Source organism: Streptomyces sp. NPDC050504, from assembly GCF_044458065.1.
GTDB lineage: Bacteria > Actinomycetota > Actinomycetes > Streptomycetales > Streptomycetaceae > Streptomyces.
Window position 1 is genome coordinate 445017 of the sequence record NZ_JBITHO010000001.1, and the last position, 18445, is coordinate 463461.

General features: G+C 75.3%; 13 protein-coding genes, 1 tRNA gene and 1 pseudogene. 10 read left to right on the forward strand and 5 right to left on the reverse strand.

The features are described 5' to 3' along the window. Nucleotides 1-51: 51 nt before the first annotated feature. Entirely contained in the window at nt 52-948 is an 897-nt protein-coding gene (locus ACIBNE_RS01935) for a hypothetical protein (protein WP_399268428.1), read from the reverse strand. After that, nucleotides 945-1958 carry an SPFH domain-containing protein gene (locus ACIBNE_RS01940; RefSeq protein ID WP_399268430.1) on the reverse strand — a complete coding sequence of 338 codons (1014 nt, stop codon included), beginning with the start codon at nt 1956-1958 and terminating at the stop codon, nt 945-947. The genes ACIBNE_RS01935 and ACIBNE_RS01940 overlap by 4 nt, the downstream gene beginning before the upstream one ends. Nucleotides 1959-2105: 147 nt before the next feature. Between ACIBNE_RS01940 and ACIBNE_RS01945 the strand changes: the two genes are divergently transcribed. Both ACIBNE_RS01945 and ACIBNE_RS01950 read left to right on the forward strand, forming a co-directional pair. Beyond that, nucleotides 2106-3851, forward strand: a complete 1746-nt coding sequence (locus ACIBNE_RS01945) for a histidine kinase (protein WP_399268432.1) — start codon at nt 2106-2108, stop codon at nt 3849-3851. Next, entirely contained in the window at nt 3848-4492 is a 645-nt protein-coding gene (locus ACIBNE_RS01950; protein ID WP_399270011.1) for a LuxR C-terminal-related transcriptional regulator, read from the forward strand. The genes ACIBNE_RS01945 and ACIBNE_RS01950 overlap by 4 nt, the downstream gene beginning before the upstream one ends. A 353-nt stretch (nt 4493-4845) precedes the next feature. On the opposite strand, the gene ACIBNE_RS01955 is transcribed toward ACIBNE_RS01950, so the two are convergent. Then, on the reverse strand, nt 4846-5163 hold the full coding sequence (locus ACIBNE_RS01955) for a hypothetical protein (protein ID WP_399268434.1): 318 nt from the start codon (nt 5161-5163) through the stop codon (nt 4846-4848). Between the two features lie 182 nt (nt 5164-5345). On the opposite strand from ACIBNE_RS01955, the pseudogene ACIBNE_RS01960 reads away from it, so the two are divergent. Further along, nucleotides 5346-6992, forward strand: a pseudogene (locus tag ACIBNE_RS01960) (BTAD domain-containing putative transcriptional regulator); the annotation flags it as partial. Between the two features lie 846 nt (nt 6993-7838). Beyond that, the gene (locus tag ACIBNE_RS01965; protein ID WP_399270013.1) at nt 7839-8519 is read left to right on the forward strand and encodes a tetratricopeptide repeat protein; all 681 of its coding nucleotides are present in this window, start codon (nt 7839-7841) and stop codon (nt 8517-8519) included. A 54-nt stretch (nt 8520-8573) separates the two neighbouring features. Here ACIBNE_RS01965 and ACIBNE_RS01970 read toward each other — a convergent pair whose 3' ends face one another. Further along, a complete protein-coding gene (locus tag ACIBNE_RS01970; RefSeq protein WP_399268436.1) occupies nt 8574-9515 on the reverse strand; it encodes an alpha/beta fold hydrolase in 942 nt (313 codons plus the stop codon). Between the two features lie 108 nt (nt 9516-9623). Here ACIBNE_RS01970 and ACIBNE_RS01975 point away from each other — a divergent pair, with 108 nt between their 5' ends. The 5 genes from ACIBNE_RS01975 (at nt 9624) to ACIBNE_RS01995 (ending at nt 17463) form a co-directional block, all read left to right on the forward strand. Beyond that, nucleotides 9624-13220: a BTAD domain-containing putative transcriptional regulator gene (locus ACIBNE_RS01975; protein ID WP_399268438.1), complete on the forward strand. Its 3597-nt coding sequence runs from the start codon at nt 9624-9626 to the stop codon at nt 13218-13220. Nucleotides 13221-13343: 123 nt separating this feature from the next. Further along, nucleotides 13344-14561 carry a cytochrome P450 gene (locus ACIBNE_RS01980; RefSeq protein ID WP_399268440.1) on the forward strand — a complete coding sequence of 406 codons (1218 nt, stop codon included), beginning with the start codon at nt 13344-13346 and terminating at the stop codon, nt 14559-14561. 108 nt (nt 14562-14669) lie between these two features. Continuing rightward, nucleotides 14670-15404, forward strand: coding sequence for a (Fe-S)-binding protein (locus ACIBNE_RS01985; RefSeq protein WP_399268442.1), 735 nt, complete (start codon nt 14670-14672; stop codon nt 15402-15404). After that, nucleotides 15401-16819: a LutB/LldF family L-lactate oxidation iron-sulfur protein gene (locus ACIBNE_RS01990; protein WP_399268444.1), complete on the forward strand. Its 1419-nt coding sequence runs from the start codon at nt 15401-15403 to the stop codon at nt 16817-16819. The genes ACIBNE_RS01985 and ACIBNE_RS01990 overlap by 4 nt, the downstream gene beginning before the upstream one ends. After that, nucleotides 16816-17463, forward strand: a complete 648-nt coding sequence (locus ACIBNE_RS01995) for a lactate utilization protein C (protein WP_399268446.1) — start codon at nt 16816-16818, stop codon at nt 17461-17463. Before ACIBNE_RS01990 ends, ACIBNE_RS01995 begins: the two co-directional genes overlap by 4 nt. Nucleotides 17464-17498: 35 nt before the next feature. On the opposite strand, the gene ACIBNE_RS02000 is transcribed toward ACIBNE_RS01995, so the two are convergent. Beyond that, entirely contained in the window at nt 17499-18017 is a 519-nt protein-coding gene (locus tag ACIBNE_RS02000; RefSeq protein WP_399268448.1) for a DUF309 domain-containing protein, read from the reverse strand. 95 nt (nt 18018-18112) lie between these two features. Here ACIBNE_RS02000 and ACIBNE_RS02005 point away from each other — a divergent pair. Beyond that, nucleotides 18113-18186: transfer RNA gene (locus ACIBNE_RS02005), tRNA-Pro, on the forward strand. Nucleotides 18187-18445 lie beyond the last annotated feature (259 nt).

Genomic DNA, 18445 nt, shown 5'->3' on the forward strand with positions numbered 1-18445 from the left:
AGCCGCCCACCGGCCCGCGGGTTCCGACGACAGAAGCCCCGCCGTCCTCCCTCAGCCCAGCAGCCGCAAGGCCGCTTCCGCTCGGCCCACGGTGACCGTTTGGCCCCAGGTCAGTTCCAGCGCGTCCGACTCCATCCCGTCGCCGAAGGCGACCAGGCGGTCCGATTCGACCGTGAGCCGCAGCCGCTCCTCGCCGTCCAGGATCCCCTCCACCCGGCTCGTGCCCGTCGTGGGCGACGGCCAGGCCTCGCGTACGAACCAGACGAGGCGGGGCTCGGCCGGGGCCGGCAGCCGCAGGGTGCTGCCGCTCTGCTGCCACAGCGAGCGCAGCCACCCCGTGGCACCCGTGCCCGTGCCGACCAGCAGGCCGGACGACGCCTGCGCTTCGTCGCCGTCCGCCGCCCCCAGCCGGTAGCGGGCCGTCTGGTGCCCCGGCGGGCCGAGGAACACCTCGTTGAGCGCGAGCAGCCGCTGGGTGTCGTCCGCCACCGCCTCCACCATGGTCAGCGCCTCGACCGAGGCCGAGGCGGCCGCCGAGCCCGCGCTCCGCAGCAGCGCGGCGCAGTCCGCCGGCCGGTGGCGCACCAGGACGCCGGGGTTGCGCCCCGGGTCCGCGTCGATCCCGATGACCGGCTGCCCCGACAGGTACTTCGCGGTGTTGGCGACCAGTCCGTCCTGGCCGACCACGACCACCACGTCCTCGGGTGCGAACAGGAACCGGTCGAGCCCCTCCCGGTTCACCCGCGCCTGGCGCCACGTCAGCGGCACCGCGGCCGCGGCCGCCGCCAGCGCGGCGCGCGCCCTCTCGTGCCGCTCGCGGACCTCGTCCAGCGAGCGGCCGCGCCCCGCGAGGAAGAAGGCCGCCTGGCCCGCCGTGCCGTGCCGGGCCACCAGCTCCTCGTACTCGGTCGTGCGGTGCACGAGCACCGCGCGCGGGGCGAGGCTCACGCGCCTTCGCCCCCGCCGCCCCTGCCCAGCTTCGCCAGCAGCCCGGTGAGGACGTCGGGCGAGAGCGTGAGGCTGTCGATGCGCGGCAGGTTCTCGGCGAGTCCGGCCGCCGCCAGCGCGTGCAGCGTCGCGGTGTCGGTCTCGGCGTGCACCCGCAGCCACGCGGCGCGCGCGCTCGCCTGCGCCTCGCCCAGCTCGCGCGCGGCCTGTGCCTCCGCCCGTGCGATGCGGACCTTGCGGGCCGCCTCCGCCTCGGCGTGCACCGCGTCCGCCGCCGCGCTCTCCTCGGCGGCGCGGCGCGCGTTCGTGCCGCGCTGGTCGACCAGCTGCTCCTCCCTGCGGGCCAGCTCGATCTTGCTGGCCAGTTCGTTCTCGGCGATGGCGCGCTCCCGCTCGACGGCGACCGCGCGCCGCTCGTACGTCGCCCGGTCGGCCTCCTGCTGGACCAGCTCGCGGGCCGGGGTGCGCAGCGCGCGCTCCACCTCGGGCTCGGGCCTGATCGCCATGACGCGCACCGCGACCACCTCGATGCCCGTCGCGGGCAGCCGGGGCTCGGCGGCGAGACCGGCCGCGATCCGCTCGCGGACCGTGGCGACGCCGTCGACCAGGGTCTTTGAGAGCGGGGTGCGGGCCAGGGTGTCGAGCGCGTGCTGCTGGGCGGTCTCGGTGAGGAGCGTGGCGAGCTGTTCCAGCGGGGCGCCGCGCCACGCTCCGGTGTCGGGGTCGACCGAGAAGTCGATGCGCTCGGCGGCGACGGCCGGGTCGCTGATCCGGTACGTGACGGTCGACTGCACGCTCACGTCCTGGAAGTCGGCGGTGCGCGCGGGGAACGCCATGGTCAGCTCGCGGTCGTTGACCGGGATCTCGGAGAGCGCGGCGGTGAGCGAGCGGTACCAGAAGCTCAGCCCCGGGCCGTCGTGGGCGAGCCTGCCGCGCCGGTGGTGGCGGATGTGGGCGGTGGGCGCGGAGCGCAGGTGCCGCCAGCCGAAGCGGCGGGTGATGTCGGCCATGGTGTCCCTCCCCGGATCTTTTTCTCGTCACGCTGACGATAGGAGGGGGATCCTTTGTAGTCAAGGTGACAATAAATGGGGGCGTGCTTCCGGGCGCCCGCGCGCGACGGACCGCGATGCCCTCCCCATGGCTTAACGTGTGATGCCGTGAAGAGCGAGAACAGACAGGTCCCGATGGTGAGGTTCGTCGCCGTCGCCTGCGTCGCCGCGCTGTCGGCGACCGTCGGCAGCTGGGCCTACGTACAGGCGGGCGCGACGGCCGGCGACGTCGTGCGCGACCTCTCCGTCGGCCTCGCCTACGCGGTCGGCGGACTGGTCGCCTGGTGGAACAGGCCCGACAACCGCACCGGCCTGCTGATGATCGCCGAGGGGACCACCTGGTTCATCGGCAACCTCCAGGGCACCGCGGTGCCCGCGCTCTTCGCCCTGGGCGCCTGGTGGGAGGCGCTGAACATGGCGGTCCTCGTCCACCTCGTGCTCACCTTCCCCGACGGCAGGCTCAGCACGCCGCTCACCCGCTGGCTGGTCCGCCTCGCGTACGGCATGGTCGCCGTCGGCGGACTGCTGCGCACCCTCACCTTCGACCCCGCGGTCGACATCGACGCGACCTACCTCACCTGCCGGGGCTGCGGCCCCAACCCGCTGCTCGTCCCCGGCACCACCGACCTCTTCCCGTACGTCGACGGGGTCTACCGCGCGTTCGGCTGGGTGCTGTCCGCCGTGCTGGTGGTCGCGATCGTGCGGCGCTGGCAGCTGGCGTCGGTCGCCCGCAAGCGCGCCCTGCTCCCCGCCTGGATCGCCATCGCCCTCGCGTCCGCCTTCCTCCTGTGGGACCTGCTGCTGTACGTGATGGACGACCCCGCGTGGCCCGTGCGCGAGAGCGTCTTCCTCGTCTCCGACCTCGCCCAGGTCGCCGTCCCGATCGCCTTCCTCGTCGGCCTCCTGCGGATGCGGCTGCAGCGCGCCGAGGTCAGCGGCCTCGTCATCGAGATGGGCACCGACCCCGACCCCGGCAGGCTGCGGGCCGTCCTCGCGCGGGTGCTCGGCGACCCCGGGCTGCGGCTCGGGCTGTGGCGCGACGAGCCCGCCGGGTACGTCGACGAGGACGGCCTGCCCGTCGACGGCACCGGCCCCGGGCACACCCGGGTCGACTCCTCGCGCGGCACCCCGCTCGCCCTGCTGCGCCACGACCCGGCCCTCGCCGAGGACCCGGGGCTGCTCGAAGCGGTCGGCGCCGCGCTGCGGCTCGCGCTGGAGAACGTCTGGCTGCGCACCCAGGCCAAGGAGGTGACCTCGCGCATCGTGCGCGCCGCCGACGCCGAACGGGGCCGCCTGGAGCGCGACCTGCACGACGGCGCGCAGGCCAGACTGGTCTTCGCGCTGATGGAGCTGCGCCGCGTCGAACGCGGCCTCGCCGACCACCCCGACCCCTCGCTGCGCCGCTCGGTCGGCGAGGTCGAGACGAACCTGAAGCTCGCGCTCGAAGAGCTGCGCGGCATCGCCCACGGCATCCACCCGGCCGTCCTCACCCGCGAGGGCCTGGGCCCCGCGCTCACCGCACTGGCCCAGCAGGCCGCGCTGCCCGTCGTGGTGGCCGCCGAGGCGCGGCGCTACGACCCGGTCGTCGAGTCCACCGCGTACTTCACCGTCTGCGAGGCACTGTCCAACGCCGCGAAGCACGCGCGCGCCAGGGCCGTCAGCGTCTCGGCGCGGCACAGCGGCGGACGGCTCGTCGTGGAGACCGTGGACGACGGGATCGGCGGCGCCGACACCGCGCGCGGCACCGGGCTGCGGGGCCTCGCGGACCGGCTCGCGGCCGTGGACGGGATACTGCACGTGGACAGTCCCGCAGGTGGCGGGACGCGAATCAGGGCGGAGCTGCCGTGCAGGTGATCGTGGCCGAGGACTCGGCGATTCTGCGACAGGGGATCGTACGGCTCCTGGCCGACGCGGGCATCGGGGTGCCCGCGCAGTGCGGCGACGTGGTGGAGCTGCCCGAGCTGGTGGCGCGGCACCGCCCGGACGCGGTGCTGCTGGACATCAGGATGCCGCCGACCCACACCGACGAGGGCATCGTGGCGGCCGCCGGGATCAGGGCGCGCTTCCCCGGCACCGGCGTGCTGCTGCTGTCGCAGTACGTGGAGACGACGGACACCGTCCGGGCGCTGGCCGCGGACGCGCGCGGCTTCGGCTACCTGCTCAAGGAGCGCGTCGCCGACATCGACGAGCTGACCGACGCGCTGAAGCGGGTCACGGCGGGGGAGAGCGTGCTGGACCCCGAGGTCGTCAGCCGCCTCCTGGGCGCTCCGCGCCTGCCGGGGCCGCTGGACGAGCTGACCGCGCGGGAGCGGGAGGTGCTGTCGCTGATGGCGCAGGGCCGCTCGAACGACGCGATCGCCCAGCACCTGGTCATCGGCGCGAAGACGGTCGAGACGCACGTGCGCAACATCTTCGGGAAGCTGGGGCTCTCGGCGGACCTGCTGGGGCACCGCAGGGTGATGGCGGTGCTCACCTATCTCGGGGCTTCCGCGTAGGCGAGCCCGGCGCGCGGGGCTTCCGCGTAGGAGCCCCGGAGGGAAACCCTCCGGGGCAACCCCCCGTACCCCCCCCCACAACGCAGCAGCGGGGCCCCGTGACCGAGGCCCCGCTGCTGACGATGGCCGGCTGGCCGTTCCGAGGATGACGTCCCCCGATACATCCCCCGATGTTCCCCCGTGTCGCATCACCCATCGGAACGGTGCCGGAGACATCACCGTAGACGGCGGCCACCGCCCCTGACATCAGGGCCAGCCCTGAGATCCGGAACGATCACGTCCAGGGGGTGCGGAACCCTCGGTGTGCGAGGGGTGAAAGGGGCCCGTGGGCCCTCTGATCAGGGAAGAAGCCGTCAGGGCAGCAGCAGCCAGTCCGCCGCGAGGGCCGCCGCAAGACCCGTCCCCAGGAGCCAGGAACCCAGTCGCGTACGACCGAGCCTGCCGAGCTCGACGACTATGCCGCAGAGGATCAGCGCGAGACCGTAGACGCCGACCACCAGGACCGAGGACCGGTCCGCGAGCCGCAGCACCAGTACGACGCCCATCACCGCCATGCCGAGGGATCCGGCGACGATGCGCAGCCGCCGGGCCTGACGGGGCGTCAGCCCTCTGCGGGGGGCCGGGGGAACGGCGTCGTCGGCTGTGGTTCGGTCCTGGTCAGAGGCGCTCATGCAGCGAGATCGTAGCCGCTGCCCGACACGCCGGGCGGGCCCTTGCCGAGGGTGCTCACGGACCGGTCGCCCGGCGGGCAAAGCGTCGGCAAAGAGCGCCGCTCGGACGTTCCCCGCCACGACGTGGACCACATGCGACCGCAGTGGCGGCAGGGGCGGCCGGGACGGTTAGGCTCGGGAGGATGCACGACAAGGACGGGATTTCCATTCAGCTGCTCGGGCCCGTCACCGCGGAACGGTCCGGACAGCCCATCCAGCTCGGCCCGCCCAAACAGCGGGCCGTCTTCTGCGCCCTGATCCTCCAGCGGGGCCGCCCGCTCGGCGCCGACGAGCTGATCGACGCCGTCTGGGGCGAGGAGCCGCCGCCGCGCGCCGTCAGCGCCCTGCGCACCTACGCCTCCCGGCTGCGCTCCCTCCTCGAACCCGACCGCCCCGCCCGCTCCCCCTCCACCGTCCTGGTCTCCGTCGGCGACGGCTACGTGCTGCACCCGCCCGAAGGCCCGATCGACGTCGAACGCTTCGAGCGGACCGTCACCCGGGCCACCGCCGCACAGGACCCCCGCGACCCCGCGCGCACCCACGGCCTGCTCGCCGACGGCCTCGGCCTGTGGCGGGGCGCCGCGCTGTCCGGGGTACCGGGGCCGTACGCCCAGCGGCAGCGCGAACGGCTCGACGGGCTGCGCGTCACCGCCCAGGAGGAACTGCACAGCAGCGCGCTCGAACTGGGCAGGCACGCCGATTCGGCCGTCGCGCTCTCCGTGCTGACCGCCGAGCACCCGCTCAGGGAACGGCTGCACGCCCTGCTGATGCTCGCCCTGTACCGCTCGGGCCGGCAGTCCGACGCGCTCGCCGCCTACGCACGGGCCCGCGCGCTGCTGGTGGGGGAGCTGGGCGTCGAGCCCGGCCCCGAGCTGGCCGGACTGCACGCCCGGATCCTCGCCGCCGACCCCACCCTGATCCGGACGCACGCGGTGGCGAGCGCGGCGGCGACGGCGGTCGCCGGGGGCGGCATCGTGTCCGCCACGGCGACGGCCTCCGTATCGGTGTCCCTGTCACCGGCCGGACCCGCGCACCCCGGCACTCCGCACGCCCGGGGAACGGGCGGGCCGGGTGGTACGGGCCCCGGCCCCGCACCCGGCCCCGCACCCGGTCCCGCACCCGGGTCCGCAGGACCGCGCACCGCGCCCTCCGCGCAGCTGCCGCCCGACCTCGCCGACTTCACCGGGCGCGAGCGCGCCGCCGAGGCCGTACGGTCCACGCTGCTGCGGGCCCAGAGCGGCGGCGGGGCACTGACCGTCGCCCTCCTCACCGGCATCGGCGGCGTCGGCAAGACCGCGCTGGCCCTGCACGTCGCCCACTCCGTGCGCGACCGCTTCCCCGACGGGCAGCTCTACGCCGACCTGTGCGGCTTCGACGGCGCCGCCGAACCCGCCGACCCCTCGGTGGTACTCGGCGGCTTCCTCGAAGCGCTCGGCGTCGATCGCGCGGGAATCCCCGACGAACTGGAACAGCGCGCGGCGCTCTTCCGCACCCTCCTCGCCGACCGGCGCGTCCTCGTCGTGCTCGACGACGCCACCGACGCCGAACAGCTGCGGCAACTGCTGCCGGGCACCGGCAGTTGCGCCGCCCTCGTCACCACCCGCAACCGCGCCCTCGTCCTGCACGGCGGCCGCCCGCTCGACCTCGACGGCCTCACCGAGGCCGAGGCCGTCCGGCTCCTCGCGGCGGTCGCGGGCGCCGACCGGGTGGCGGCCGAGCCCGAGGCCGCGCGGGCGCTGGTCACCACCTGCGGACGGCTGCCCCTCGCCGTGCGCATCGTCGGCTCCCGGCTCGCCACCAGGCCCGGCTGGACCCTCGCCTCGCTCGTGATGCGGCTGCGCGACGAGCGCCGCCGCATCGACGAGCTCCAGGCGGGCGACCTCGCCGTGGAGGCCGCGTTCCGCGTCGGCTACGAGGCCCTGGAGCCCGCCCCGGCCCGCGCCTTCCGCCTGCTGTCCCTCGTCGACGCCCCCGAACTGCCGCCCGCCGCCGCGGCCGCCGTGCTCGGCACCGACCCGGACACGGCGGGCGAACTCGCCGAGACCCTGGTCGACGCGGGCCTCCTGGAGACCCACGGCGTCGACCGCTACGGCTTCCACGACCTCGTACGGCTCTACGCCCGCCGCCCCGCCGAGCTCGTCGAAGGGCGCGGCGCCCGCGAAGGGGCGGTCGGCAGGCTCCTCGACCAGCTCCTCGCCACCACGGTCAACGCCCACAAGGTCCTGGAGCCGCACGGCCGGCTGCCCGGCCACTGCCACCGCCCCGACCTGCGCGGGACGACGTTCGCGGGGGCCGAGGACGCGCGGGCGTGGCTGCGGGCCGAGCGCGGCCTGACCGCGCACGTCGTCGAACAGGCCGTACGGGACGTCCCCACCGCGCTGCGCCCCGCCATCGACCTGCTCTACCTGCACTTCTCCCTGGACCGTTCGCAGGCCCGCAAGCAGGACGAGCTGCACCTGCTGGACCGGATCATCGAGACCGCCGAACGGTGCGGCGACACCTGGAGCGAGGGCAGGGCCCGCCATCTGCGCGGGCGCAGCCAGCTGTACTGGACGCTGGTCGCCGACGCCGGGGAGCGCGAGCTGGCCGCCGCGATCGAGCTGTCCGACGCGAACGGCGACACCTACAACCTCGCGATGAGCGCGAGCGAGCTGGGCGCACTGCTCGTCACCGGCGGCCGGGCCGCCGAGGCGCTGGACCGCTTCGCGCTCGGGCGGCGCGCGTTCACCTCGCTCGGCGACCTGGGCAAGGCGGCGGTCTGCGCGGCCAACGCGGGGCGCGCGCACCTCCAGCTGGGCGCGGCCCAGGCCGCCGTGGCGCGGGTCGCGGAGGCCGTGGACCTCCTGGAGATCGCCGACCGGGTGGACGGCGTGGGGGCGGGCGGCGGTGCGGCGCGCGAGGCCTGGTACGACCGGGCGTACGTCCACCTCCAGTACGGCTACGTCCTGATGCGGACGGGCAACGCGGAGCGCGCCGAGCGGGAGCTGCGGCGCTCCCTGCGCGGGTTCGAGGCGCTGGGCGACCAGATCTGGCAGGCGGCGACCTGGTCCCGCCTCAGCGAGTGCGCCCTGGCGGCAGGCCGGCCCGGGGAGGCGGTGCGCCGGGCGGGCACGGCGCTGGAGCGTGCGGTGGAGTACGAGGCGCTCCAGACCCAGGGGGTGGCCCTGACAGTCCTGGGCCGCGCGCTGCTCGAACTCGGGCGGGAGAGGGAGGCGGTGGCCCGCTTGGAGGAGGCGCACGAGGTGTACGCGCGGGCGGGGGTGCCGGAGGTCGGCGAGGTGCGGGCGCTGCTCGCGGGGGTGGGCGAGGAGGGATAGCAGGGGCGGGCCTCGCGCGGTTCCCCGCGCCCCCGCCCCGCCCCGCGCCCGCCCTTACGCCCCCTCACCCCTGCCCCGCGCAGCGCCCCGCACCGCCCGCACGACCACCCCCGGTGCCTCCTCCGCCATGAAGTGCCCGCACTCCACCGTCTCGTGCACGAGGTCCTCCGCCCACCCCCGCCACAGCCCCTCCGCGTCGAACCCCAACGCCGCCCCCCAGTCCTGTTGCAGCACCGTCACCGGCATCCGCAGCTTCCGTCCCGCCGCCCGGTCCGCCTCGTCGTGTTCGACGTCGATCCGGGCCGACGCCCGGCAGTCCGCCACGATCGACGGCACCGCGTCCCGCGACGCGGCCAGGTACGCGGCCCGCACCTCCGCGGGGATCGCCGCCGGATCCCGCGTCCACCCGTCCAGGAAGTACCCGAAGAACTCGTCCGCCGACGCCGCGATCATCCGCTCCGGCAGTCCCGGCGGCTGCGCCATCAGGTACAGGTGGAACCCCACCGCCGCGGACCTCCCGCGCATCACCTCCCACATGTCCGCCGTCGGCAGCACGTCCAGCGACACCAGGCGCGTCACCGCCTCCGGATGGTCGAGACCCGCCCGCACCGCCACCAACGCGCCCCTGTCGTGCCCCGCCAGCACGAACCGGTCGAAGCCCAGCGCGCGGGCGAGGGCCACCACGTCCGCGGCCATGGCGCGCTTGGAGTACGTCAGCCCGTCCACGTCGACGGGCTTGTCGCTGTCCCCGTATCCACGCAGGTCGGGGCAGATGACGGTGTGGTCCACGGCGAGCTCGGCGGCGACGTGGCGCCACATCAGATGGGTCTGCGGAAAACCGTGCAGCAGCACGACCGGGCTGCCCGAGCCGCCGACGGCGACGTTGAGCGCGACGCCTTCGGCGACCTCGACGCGACGGTAGTCGAATCCGGGGATGCGAAGAGTGCGGGAGGCCTGAGGGGTATGAGGGGTACGAGGGGTTCGTGCGATGTCCATGGCACGAGCCTCCCGCCACCGGATCAGCAACCGATCAGTACGACGGTCCCCGGCCCCGGCCGCCCTCCCGGCCGCCCTTCCCGCCGCTCCGGTGCGAGGATGAACCGCGTGAAGTTCGACGTCCTCGGCCCCCTCGTGGCGGCGGGCCCCACCGGCCCGGCCGACCTCAAGGGACCGCGCCACCGCGCCGTACTCGCCAGACTGCTGATCGCCCGCCGCCGCGTCGTCCCGCTCGCCCGCCTCGTGGCCGACCTGTGGGACGAGCCCCCGCCCACCGCGATCGGCACCATCCGCACCTTCGTCGCCGATCTGCGCCGCGCGATCGAGCCCGACCGCCCGCCCCGTACGCCTCCCGGACTCCTCCTCACCACCGCCCCCGGCTACACGCTGCGCCCCGAGCCGGACGCGGTCGACGCCTGGCGCTTCGAGGCGGCGCTGGCCGAGGCCCGTACGCTCCTGGAGTCGGCCGATCCCGCCCAGGCCCTGCCGCTCGTCGACGAGGCGCTGGCGCTGTGGCGCGGCCCGGCGTACGCGGAGTTCGCGGACGCGCACTGGGCCCGCGCCGAGGCCGCCCGCCTGGACGAGCTCCGGCTGCTGGCCGTCGAGCGCCGCGCACGGGCCGCCCTGGCGGCGGGCCGCACCGCCGAGACGGTCCCGGACCTGGAGGCGCTGCTCGCCGAGCACCCCTGGCGCGAGGACGCGTGGCGCCTGCTCGCGCTGGCGCTGTACCGCACGGGCCGCCAGACGGACGCGCTCGCGGCGCTGCGCGGCGCGCGCCACGGGCTGGGGGAGCGGCACGGCCTCGACGCGAGCCCCGGGCTGCGCCGCCTGGAGGCCGACATCCTGGCCCAGGCGCCCCACCTGATGCCCGCACGGGAGTCCGTGCGGGGGTCCGCACACCGCACGGACCCCGCCCCGGTCTCCCGTACCGACCCCGCCCCCGCGCCCCCGGCGGCCTGCCACCCCACCGACCCCGGCCTCGTGGGGCGCGACGCCGAGTTGGCGAGGCTCCTCGACGCGGGCGCCACCACCGCCGTACGCGCACGCCTCGCCCTCGCCCTCATCGGCGGAGCGCCCGGCACGGGCAAGACCACCCTGGCCGAAGCCCTCGCCGCGCGCCTCGGCGCTCGCGGCTGGACCGTCGCCCGGGGGCGTGCGCCCGAGGTGTCGGGGGCGCCCCCGCTCTGGCCCTGGATCCAGGTCCTCACCTCCCTCGGAGCGCCCCTCCCACCGAGCCCGGCCCCCTCGCGCTTCGACCAGCACAACGCCGTGGCCGAAGCCCTCACCGAGGTGTCGGGTGTCCGGCCGACCCCGCCGGACCCCCGCGCCCCTGAGCCGCCGCGACCGCCCGGAGCCGTACCCCCGCGCCCCCTTCTCCTCCTCCTGGACGACCTCCACCTCGCGGGCGAGGACACCCTCGCCCTCCTCGCCGCGCTCGCGCTGCCCCCGCTCGCCGCCCCCGTACTCGTCGTCGCCACCCACCGCACCGGCGAGGCCGGTCCCGAGCTGGCCGCGTTCCTCGGCCGCACCGCCCCCGCCGAGCCGCTGCGCATCGAGCTGGCCGGCCTCCAGGAGGAGGCCACCGCCGTGCTCGTGCGCGCCACCGCGCACCGCGACGCGGACCCGGAGACGGTCCGCGCCATCCACCGCCGCAGCGGCGGCAACCCGTTCTTCGTACGCGAGCTCGCGCGGCTGTACGACTCCGAGGGCGCCGCGGCCATGGAGTCCGTACCGCCGGGCGTACGGGACCTCATCCGGCACCGCCTCGCGCTGCTGCCCGCCACGGCGCGCACCGTCCTCCAACAGGCCGCGGTGCTCGGCCTCGACGTCGACCTGGACCTCCTCGTCCCGCTCGCGGGCGGCGGATCGGGCCGCGCGGGCGGCGGGACGGGGGAAGGGGCCGTGCTGGACGCCGTGGAGTCCGCGCTCCTGGCGGGTTTCCTCACGGAGGGCGGGCCCGACCCGGACCGGCTCTCCTTCGCGCACGCGCTCGTGCGCGACACGCTCTACGCCGACATCTCCCGTGCCCGCAGGGCGCGTTGGCACACCGAAGCGGCCGAGGCCGCCGAGCGGGACCGTCCCGAAGCCGTCGAACTCCTGGCCCACCACTACCTCGCCGCAGGCACCCGGGCGACCGCCGTCCGCGCGGTGCGCCACGCCCGCGCGGCGGCCGAGCGGGCCGAACGGGCCTTCGCGCCGCACGAGGCGGCGCGGCTCTGGGGCGAGGCGCTGGCCGCCCACGACCGTGCGACGGCCCCGGCGGCCGACGGCCGGGCGCCGACCGCCACGGGTGCCGCCGCCCCGCCCCACGGCGACCCCCGCACCCGTACCGAACTCCTCATGGGCCGCGTGCGCGCGCTCGCCCTCACCGGCGACCTGGCAGGGGCGCGGGCGCTCCGCGCGGACGCGCTCACCGAGGCCGCGCGGGCGGGCGGCGCCCCCGAACTCACCGCCCGCGTCGTCTGTGCCTACGACGTCCCGGCGAACTGGCCGCGCAACGACGACGAGGAGCTGTCACGCCGGGTCGCGGAGGCCGCGGAGCACGCCCTCGCGGCACTTCCCGGCTCCGGCCCCGAGCCTGGCCAAGACCCCGACCCCCGCCCCGGCTCCCGTCCCGGGCCTGGTCACGACCTCGGGTCCCGCCCCGGCTCCGGCCCCGGGCCTGGTCAAGACCCCGACCCCCGCCCCGGCTCCCGTCCCGGATCCGGCTCCCGCCCCGGCTCCGACCCCCGTCCCGGATCCGACCCCGGCCCCGGCCCTGGATCCGGCCGCCCCGGCCGAGGCCCCGCCCCCACCACCCCCGAACTCGCCGTCCGCGCCCGCCTCCTCTGCGCCCTTGCCATGGAGCTGCGCGGCAACCGCGACGGGCGCGGGCTCGCCGCCGCCCGCGAGGCCGAGGCGATCGCGCGTCGCGCCGCCGACCCCGAACTCCTCGCCCTCGCCCTGAACGCCCGCTTCACGCACACCTTCCACCGCTGCGGCCTCGCCCCCGAACGCGCCCTGATCGGGATCGAGTTGCTGGACATCGCAGCCCGCTGCCGAATGCCGTCCACCGAAGTGCTCGGCCACCTCGTCCTGCTCCAATCCCGTGCCGCGCTCGCGGAGTTCGACGAGGCCGACGCCCACGCCGCAGCCGTGGACCGGCTGGCCGAGCGGCACGGACTGCCCGGCGCCACCGCGTTCACCGCCGGGTACGCCGCGCTGCGCCTCGCCCTCTCCGGCCGCACGTCCGAGGCGGCGGACGCCTACCGCGACACCGTCGCCCGGCTGTCCGGAAGCGGCATGAGCGGCGCGGCGGAAGGGCTGCTCCCGCTGGCCCTCCACACCCTCCACGCCCTCCGCCCGCTCGCCCCCGCCGGGCCGGGGCGACGCCCTCACGGCGAGGGCGAGCCCCCGGACCTCGCCGAATGGGGCCCGTACGCGCCCTGGATCCGTCCCCTCGTCCTTCTGGACCGGGGCCACCCGGATGCGGCCGCCCGCGCCCTCGCCGCGCTGCCGCCATCTCCCGGCGACCCCCTCATGGAGGCCCGTGCCGGGCTCGCCGCCGAGGCCGCGCTGCGCCTCGGCGACAAGGCCGCGATGAGACGCGCGTACGAGGAACTCAAGCCCGCGCGTGGGGAGTTGGCGGGTGCGGCGAGCGGTCTGGTGTCCCTCGGTCCGGTGGCGGAACTCCTCGAAGGGCTCTCTGCCGCGCTCGCCCGCTGACGCCTTCCGGCCCGCGCGCACCTCGGGCACGATGGACCCCGCACGACCCCCGCCCCCCGGCAGTTCCGCGACGCAAGCCCGGCCGTTCCCTTCCTCCCCCCCCGTAGGCCCCCGGAGATCCTCATGGACCGAGAAGCGCACGACAGGCTCGACGCGTTGCAGCGCGATCCCTATCCGCTCTACGCACGGGCCCGCGCCGCCGAGGGGCTGACGTTCGTGCCCGAACTCGATGCCTGGCTCGTCGCCAGGGACGCGGACGTGCGCGAAGTCCTGCGCCGCGCCGACGAGTTCTCCTCGGTCCAGGCCCTGCGCCCCGACGTGATCCCCTCGCCCGCCGCCTTCGCGGTCCTCGCGGGCGGCTTCGGCGGCCAGCCCACCGTGGTCTCCAGCGACGGCCCCGCCCACCAGCGCCACCGCGCGCCGCTCAACAGGGGTCTGTCCACCGGCCGAGTGGGCGAGCTGCTGCCGTTCGTCGCCCGCAGGAGCGCCGAGCTGATCGACGAGTTCGAGCCGCACGGCACCGTCGAGCTCGTCGAGGCGTACGCGCGGCGGCTGCCGAGCGAGGTCGTCGGCCGGCTCATCGGCCTCGACCCGGTCGACGTGCCGGCCGCCGTCTACGGCAGCAACCGCGCCGAACAGCTCCTCTTCCGCCCGCTGCCCGAGGACGAGCAGATCGCCGCGGCGCACGACGTCGTCGAACTCCACCACCTGCTCGACAGCTACGTGCGCGACCGCCGAGCAGCCCCGCGCGACGACCTGCTCAGCGGCATGGTCGAGGCGTTGGCGCCCGAGCCGGGCGAGCTCACCCTCGACCAGCGCCACGAGCTGGTCTCCAACGTCCAGAACCTCTTCATCGCCGGACACCTCACCACCACGGCCGTCATCGGCACCGCGTTCCTCCACCTACTGGGCGACCGGCGGCAGTGGGAACTCCTCTGCGAACAGCCCGAGTCGGTGCACTCCGCCGTCGAGGAGGCGCTGCGGTACGACACCGCCGTGCAGGGCTTCCGCCGCACCACCACCCGCGAGGTCACCCTCTCCGGCACGGTCCTGCCCGCCGGGTCCGTCGTCTTCGTGGCGTACGGCTCCGCCAACCGCGACGAGCAGCGGCACGAGCGCCCCGACGTCTTCGACATCACCCGCAGGCCCACCCGCCACGTAGCCTTCGGGTACGGCACCCACGGCTGCCCGGGATCGCAGCTCGCCCGCGAACAGCTCCGCATCACGCTGGAGCTGTTCAGCCGGCGACTGCCCGGCCTGCGGTTCGTGGACGAGGGCCCGGGAGAGATGCTGCCGACGCTGATCCACCGCGCACCGGAGCACCTGCACCTCACCTGGTGACCACGGGCGGCGGGGGCCCCGGCGGGCGAGCGGCTTCACATAACCACTCCTCGGATGAATTCATCGGATGACCTTCCGGTGTGCCCCGCACCGACCTATCCTCCGATCATGCGTGCCGCACTCTTCGTCACCTGCGTCAACGACGCGCTGTACCCGTCCACGGGCATCGCGACCGTACGGCTCCTGGAGCGCCTCGGGGTCGAGGTCGACTTCCCGGCGGCCCAGACCTGCTGCGGCCAGCCGCAGTACAACACCGGCTACCGCCGCGAGACGCGACCCCTGGTGCGCCGCACGGCACGCGCCTTCGAAGGGTACGAGTACGTGGTCACGCCCTCCGGCTCGTGCGCCGCGATGGTGCGGGACAACTACCCCAAAATGGGGGAGACATCGCTGCCCGGCCGTACGTACGAACTCACCGAGTTCCTGGTGGACGTGCTCGGCGTGACCGACGTCGGCGCGTACTTCCCGCACGCCGTCACCTACCACCCCTCCTGCCACGGACTGCGCCTGCTGGGCCTCGGCGACCGCCCCCGCAGGCTCCTCGAAGCGGTCAAGGGGCTGGAGCTGCGCGAGCTGCCGGGAGCCGCGGAGTGCTGCGGCTTCGGCGGCACCTTCGCCGTGAAGAACTCCGATGTTTCCGCCGCGATGGGCCGCGACAAGGTCGCCCGCGCGACCGCCACCGGCGCCGACGTCCTGTGCGGCGCGGACAACTCCTGCCTGATGCACATCAGCGGCATCCTGCACCGCGCGAACGCCCCGCTGCACGCCCTGCACATCGCCGAGATCCTGGCCGCCACCGAAGAGGAGCCCTGGCACGTGACCGAAGAGGAGCCCCGCAAGTGAGCGGAACGTACCTGGGGATGCCCTCCTTCCCCCGCGCGGCCAAGGAAGCGGTCCACGACACCACGCTGCGCGCCAACCTCAGGCACGCCACCCACACCATCCGGGACAAGCGCGCCGCCGCGGTCGCCGAGCTGTCCGACTGGGACCGGCTGCGCGAGGCGGGCAAGCAGATCAAGGACCACACGCTGCGCCATCTCGACCGCTACCTCGTGCAGTTGGAGGAGGCGGTGGTACGGGCGGGCGGCACCGTCCACTGGGCGGCCGACGCCGACGAGGCCAACCGCATCGTGACCGACCTCGTGAAGGCGACCGGCGAACGCGAGGTCGTCAAGGTCAAGTCCATGGCCACCCAGGAGATCGGGCTCAACGAAGCCCTGGAGGCGGCCGGCATCGCCGCGTACGAGACGGACCTCGCCGAGCTGATCGTGCAGCTCGGCGACGACCGCCCGTCCCACATCCTCGTCCCGGCCATCCACAAGAACCGCGCCGAGATCCGCGACATCTTCGCCACGAAGATGGCCGACTGGGGCCGCGCCGCGCCCGAAGGACTGCCCGACACGCCCGCCGCGCTCGCCGAGGCCGCGCGGCTGCACCTGCGCGAGAAGTTCCTGCGCGCCAAGGTCGCGGTGTCCGGCGCCAACTTCATGGTCGCCGAGACCGGCACCCTCGTCGTCTTCGAGTCGGAGGGCAACGGCCGCATGTGCCTCACCCTCCCCGAGACCCTGATCTCCGTCGTCGGCATCGAGAAGACCGTCCCCACCTGGCGGGACCTGGAAGTCTTCCTCCAGACCCTGCCGCGCTCCTCGACCGCCGAGCGCATGAACCCGTACACCACCATGTGGACCGGCACGACGGACGGCGACGGGCCGCGCGACTTCCACCTCGTCCTGCTCGACAACGGCCGCACCGACACGCTCGCCGACGAGGTGGGCCGCCAGGCGCTGCGCTGCATCCGCTGCTCGGCCTGCCTCAACGTCTGCCCGGTGTACGAACGGGCGGGCGGCCACGCGTACGGCTCCGTCTACCCGGGCCCGATCGGCGCGATCCTCACGCCCCAACTCCGGGGCACCGCGAGCGAGATCGACGCCTCGCTGCCGTACGCCTCCTCACTGTGCGGCGCCTGCTACGAGGTGTGCCCCGTCGCGATCGACATCCCCGAGGTACTGGTCCACCTGCGCGAGCGCGTCGCCGGGCAGGGCGGCAGGGGGCACCGCGTCGAGAAGGCCGCGATCAAGGCCGCCACCTGGCTCCTGGACCACCCCGGGGCCATGGCGGCGGGGATGCGCGCCGCTTCCAGGACCCGCAGGGCGCACCCGCGCAGGCCACCGGGCGCGGCGGCCTGGACCGACAGCCGCGACCTGCCCGAGCTGCCCCCGGAACCGTTCCGCGACTGGTGGAGGAAGAACCGCACATGACCACGCCGCCCGCGTCGTCCCGCGACCGGATCCTCGCGCGCATCCGCACGGCCGTGGCGGACGCCCCCGAGGCCCCCGAGCCGACCCGCGACTACCTCGCCACGCACACCCCCGACGACCCGGCCGCCGTCCTCGACCTGCTCCACGAGAACCTGGCGGACTACCGGGCGGTCGTCCACCGCACGGACGGCGCCGGAATCGCGGACCTGATCGCGACCCTGCTGGCCGCACGCGGCGCCACCTCCGTACTGGTCCCGGAGGGACTGCCGCCCGAGTGGCTCGCGTCGGCCGACCCGACCCGGATCCACGACGGCGACGACCTGACCCACGAGCGCATCGACGCGATCGACAGCGTCGTCACCGGCTGCGCCCTGGCCGTCGCCGAGACCGGCACGATCGTCCTGGACGGCGGCGCGGCGCAGGGTCGGCGCCGGACCACCCTGATCCCCGACCACCACATCTGCGTCGTACGGGTCCCCGGGCAGGTGGTCGCCTCGGTACCGCAGGCGATGCCGCGCCTGGACCCGAAGCGCCCCCTCACGTGGATATCGGGCCCGTCCGCGACGAGCGACATCGAACTGGACAGGGTGGAGGGCGTCCACGGCCCGCGCACCCTGGAGGTGATCCTCCTGGCCGCGCCCTGAGAGCCCTGAGCGTCCGGGGCACCGGACCGGCCGCGTCAGGCCCCGAGCAGCCGAGGAGCCTCACGGGCCGCGTCCACGCCCTGGTCGACGCGCCCGGCCAACGCCTCGGCCCAGGCGACGAGCCCCGCGACGTCGATCCCGTACGGCCCGACCCCGTCCGCCCCCGCGAAGCCCCCGACCCACGAGGCGCCCCGCCGGAGCAACCGGGCCCCGCCCACGGCGTTCCCCCGCGCGGCATGGGTGAGCCCGACAGCCAGCTGGGCGAGCCCCCGCCACAGCTCCCGCTCCTCCTCGGCCCCCGACTTCCAGGCGTCCTCGAACACCTCGTGGGCGTGGAACGGCATCCCGGCGTCCAGCAGCCGCTGCGCCTCACGCACCGTCTGCTCCCCGCCGCGCACGACCCCTTCGGGCTGCCGCGCGACCCCGGGCGCCCCGTACGGCAGGGGCCGCCCGAGCCCGTCGCGCGGCCGGGCGTTCCTGGCCCGCCCCTCGCCGTCCCGATCCCTGCCGTCGCCCCCGCTGTCCCCGCTGTGGCCAGTCACGTTTCGCGTCACGCCCCAAATTGTCCCCCCGGTCCCGAGGCCCCCTGGGAGTGGGGTAATGTTCTTCCTGCGCGGCAAGCCCGGCCCAAACCGGGAGAGACGCGCAACGGGACGTGGCGCAGCTTGGTAGCGCACTTGACTGGGGGTCAAGGGGTCGCAGGTTCAAATCCTGTCGTCCCGACTCGAAAGAGTCGCGGTTTGAGGGCCTTGTTTCACTTCGGTGAGACAGGGTCCTTTCGCGTTCTCGGAGGTTGCCGCGCGGTGCGGCGTACGGTGACAGCGTGGCAGGCGAAGATCCGGGGCGGACCCCTCGTCGCTTGCGGCGGCTGGCCTCCCGCACACAGGAGGAACTGGCCGAGCGTTCGGCTTCTCGTTGGAACGGCCGCGTGGGGCCCGCACGGCCCTTCCGGGGGCGGCGCGGTGGCTACGCCCCGCTGGGA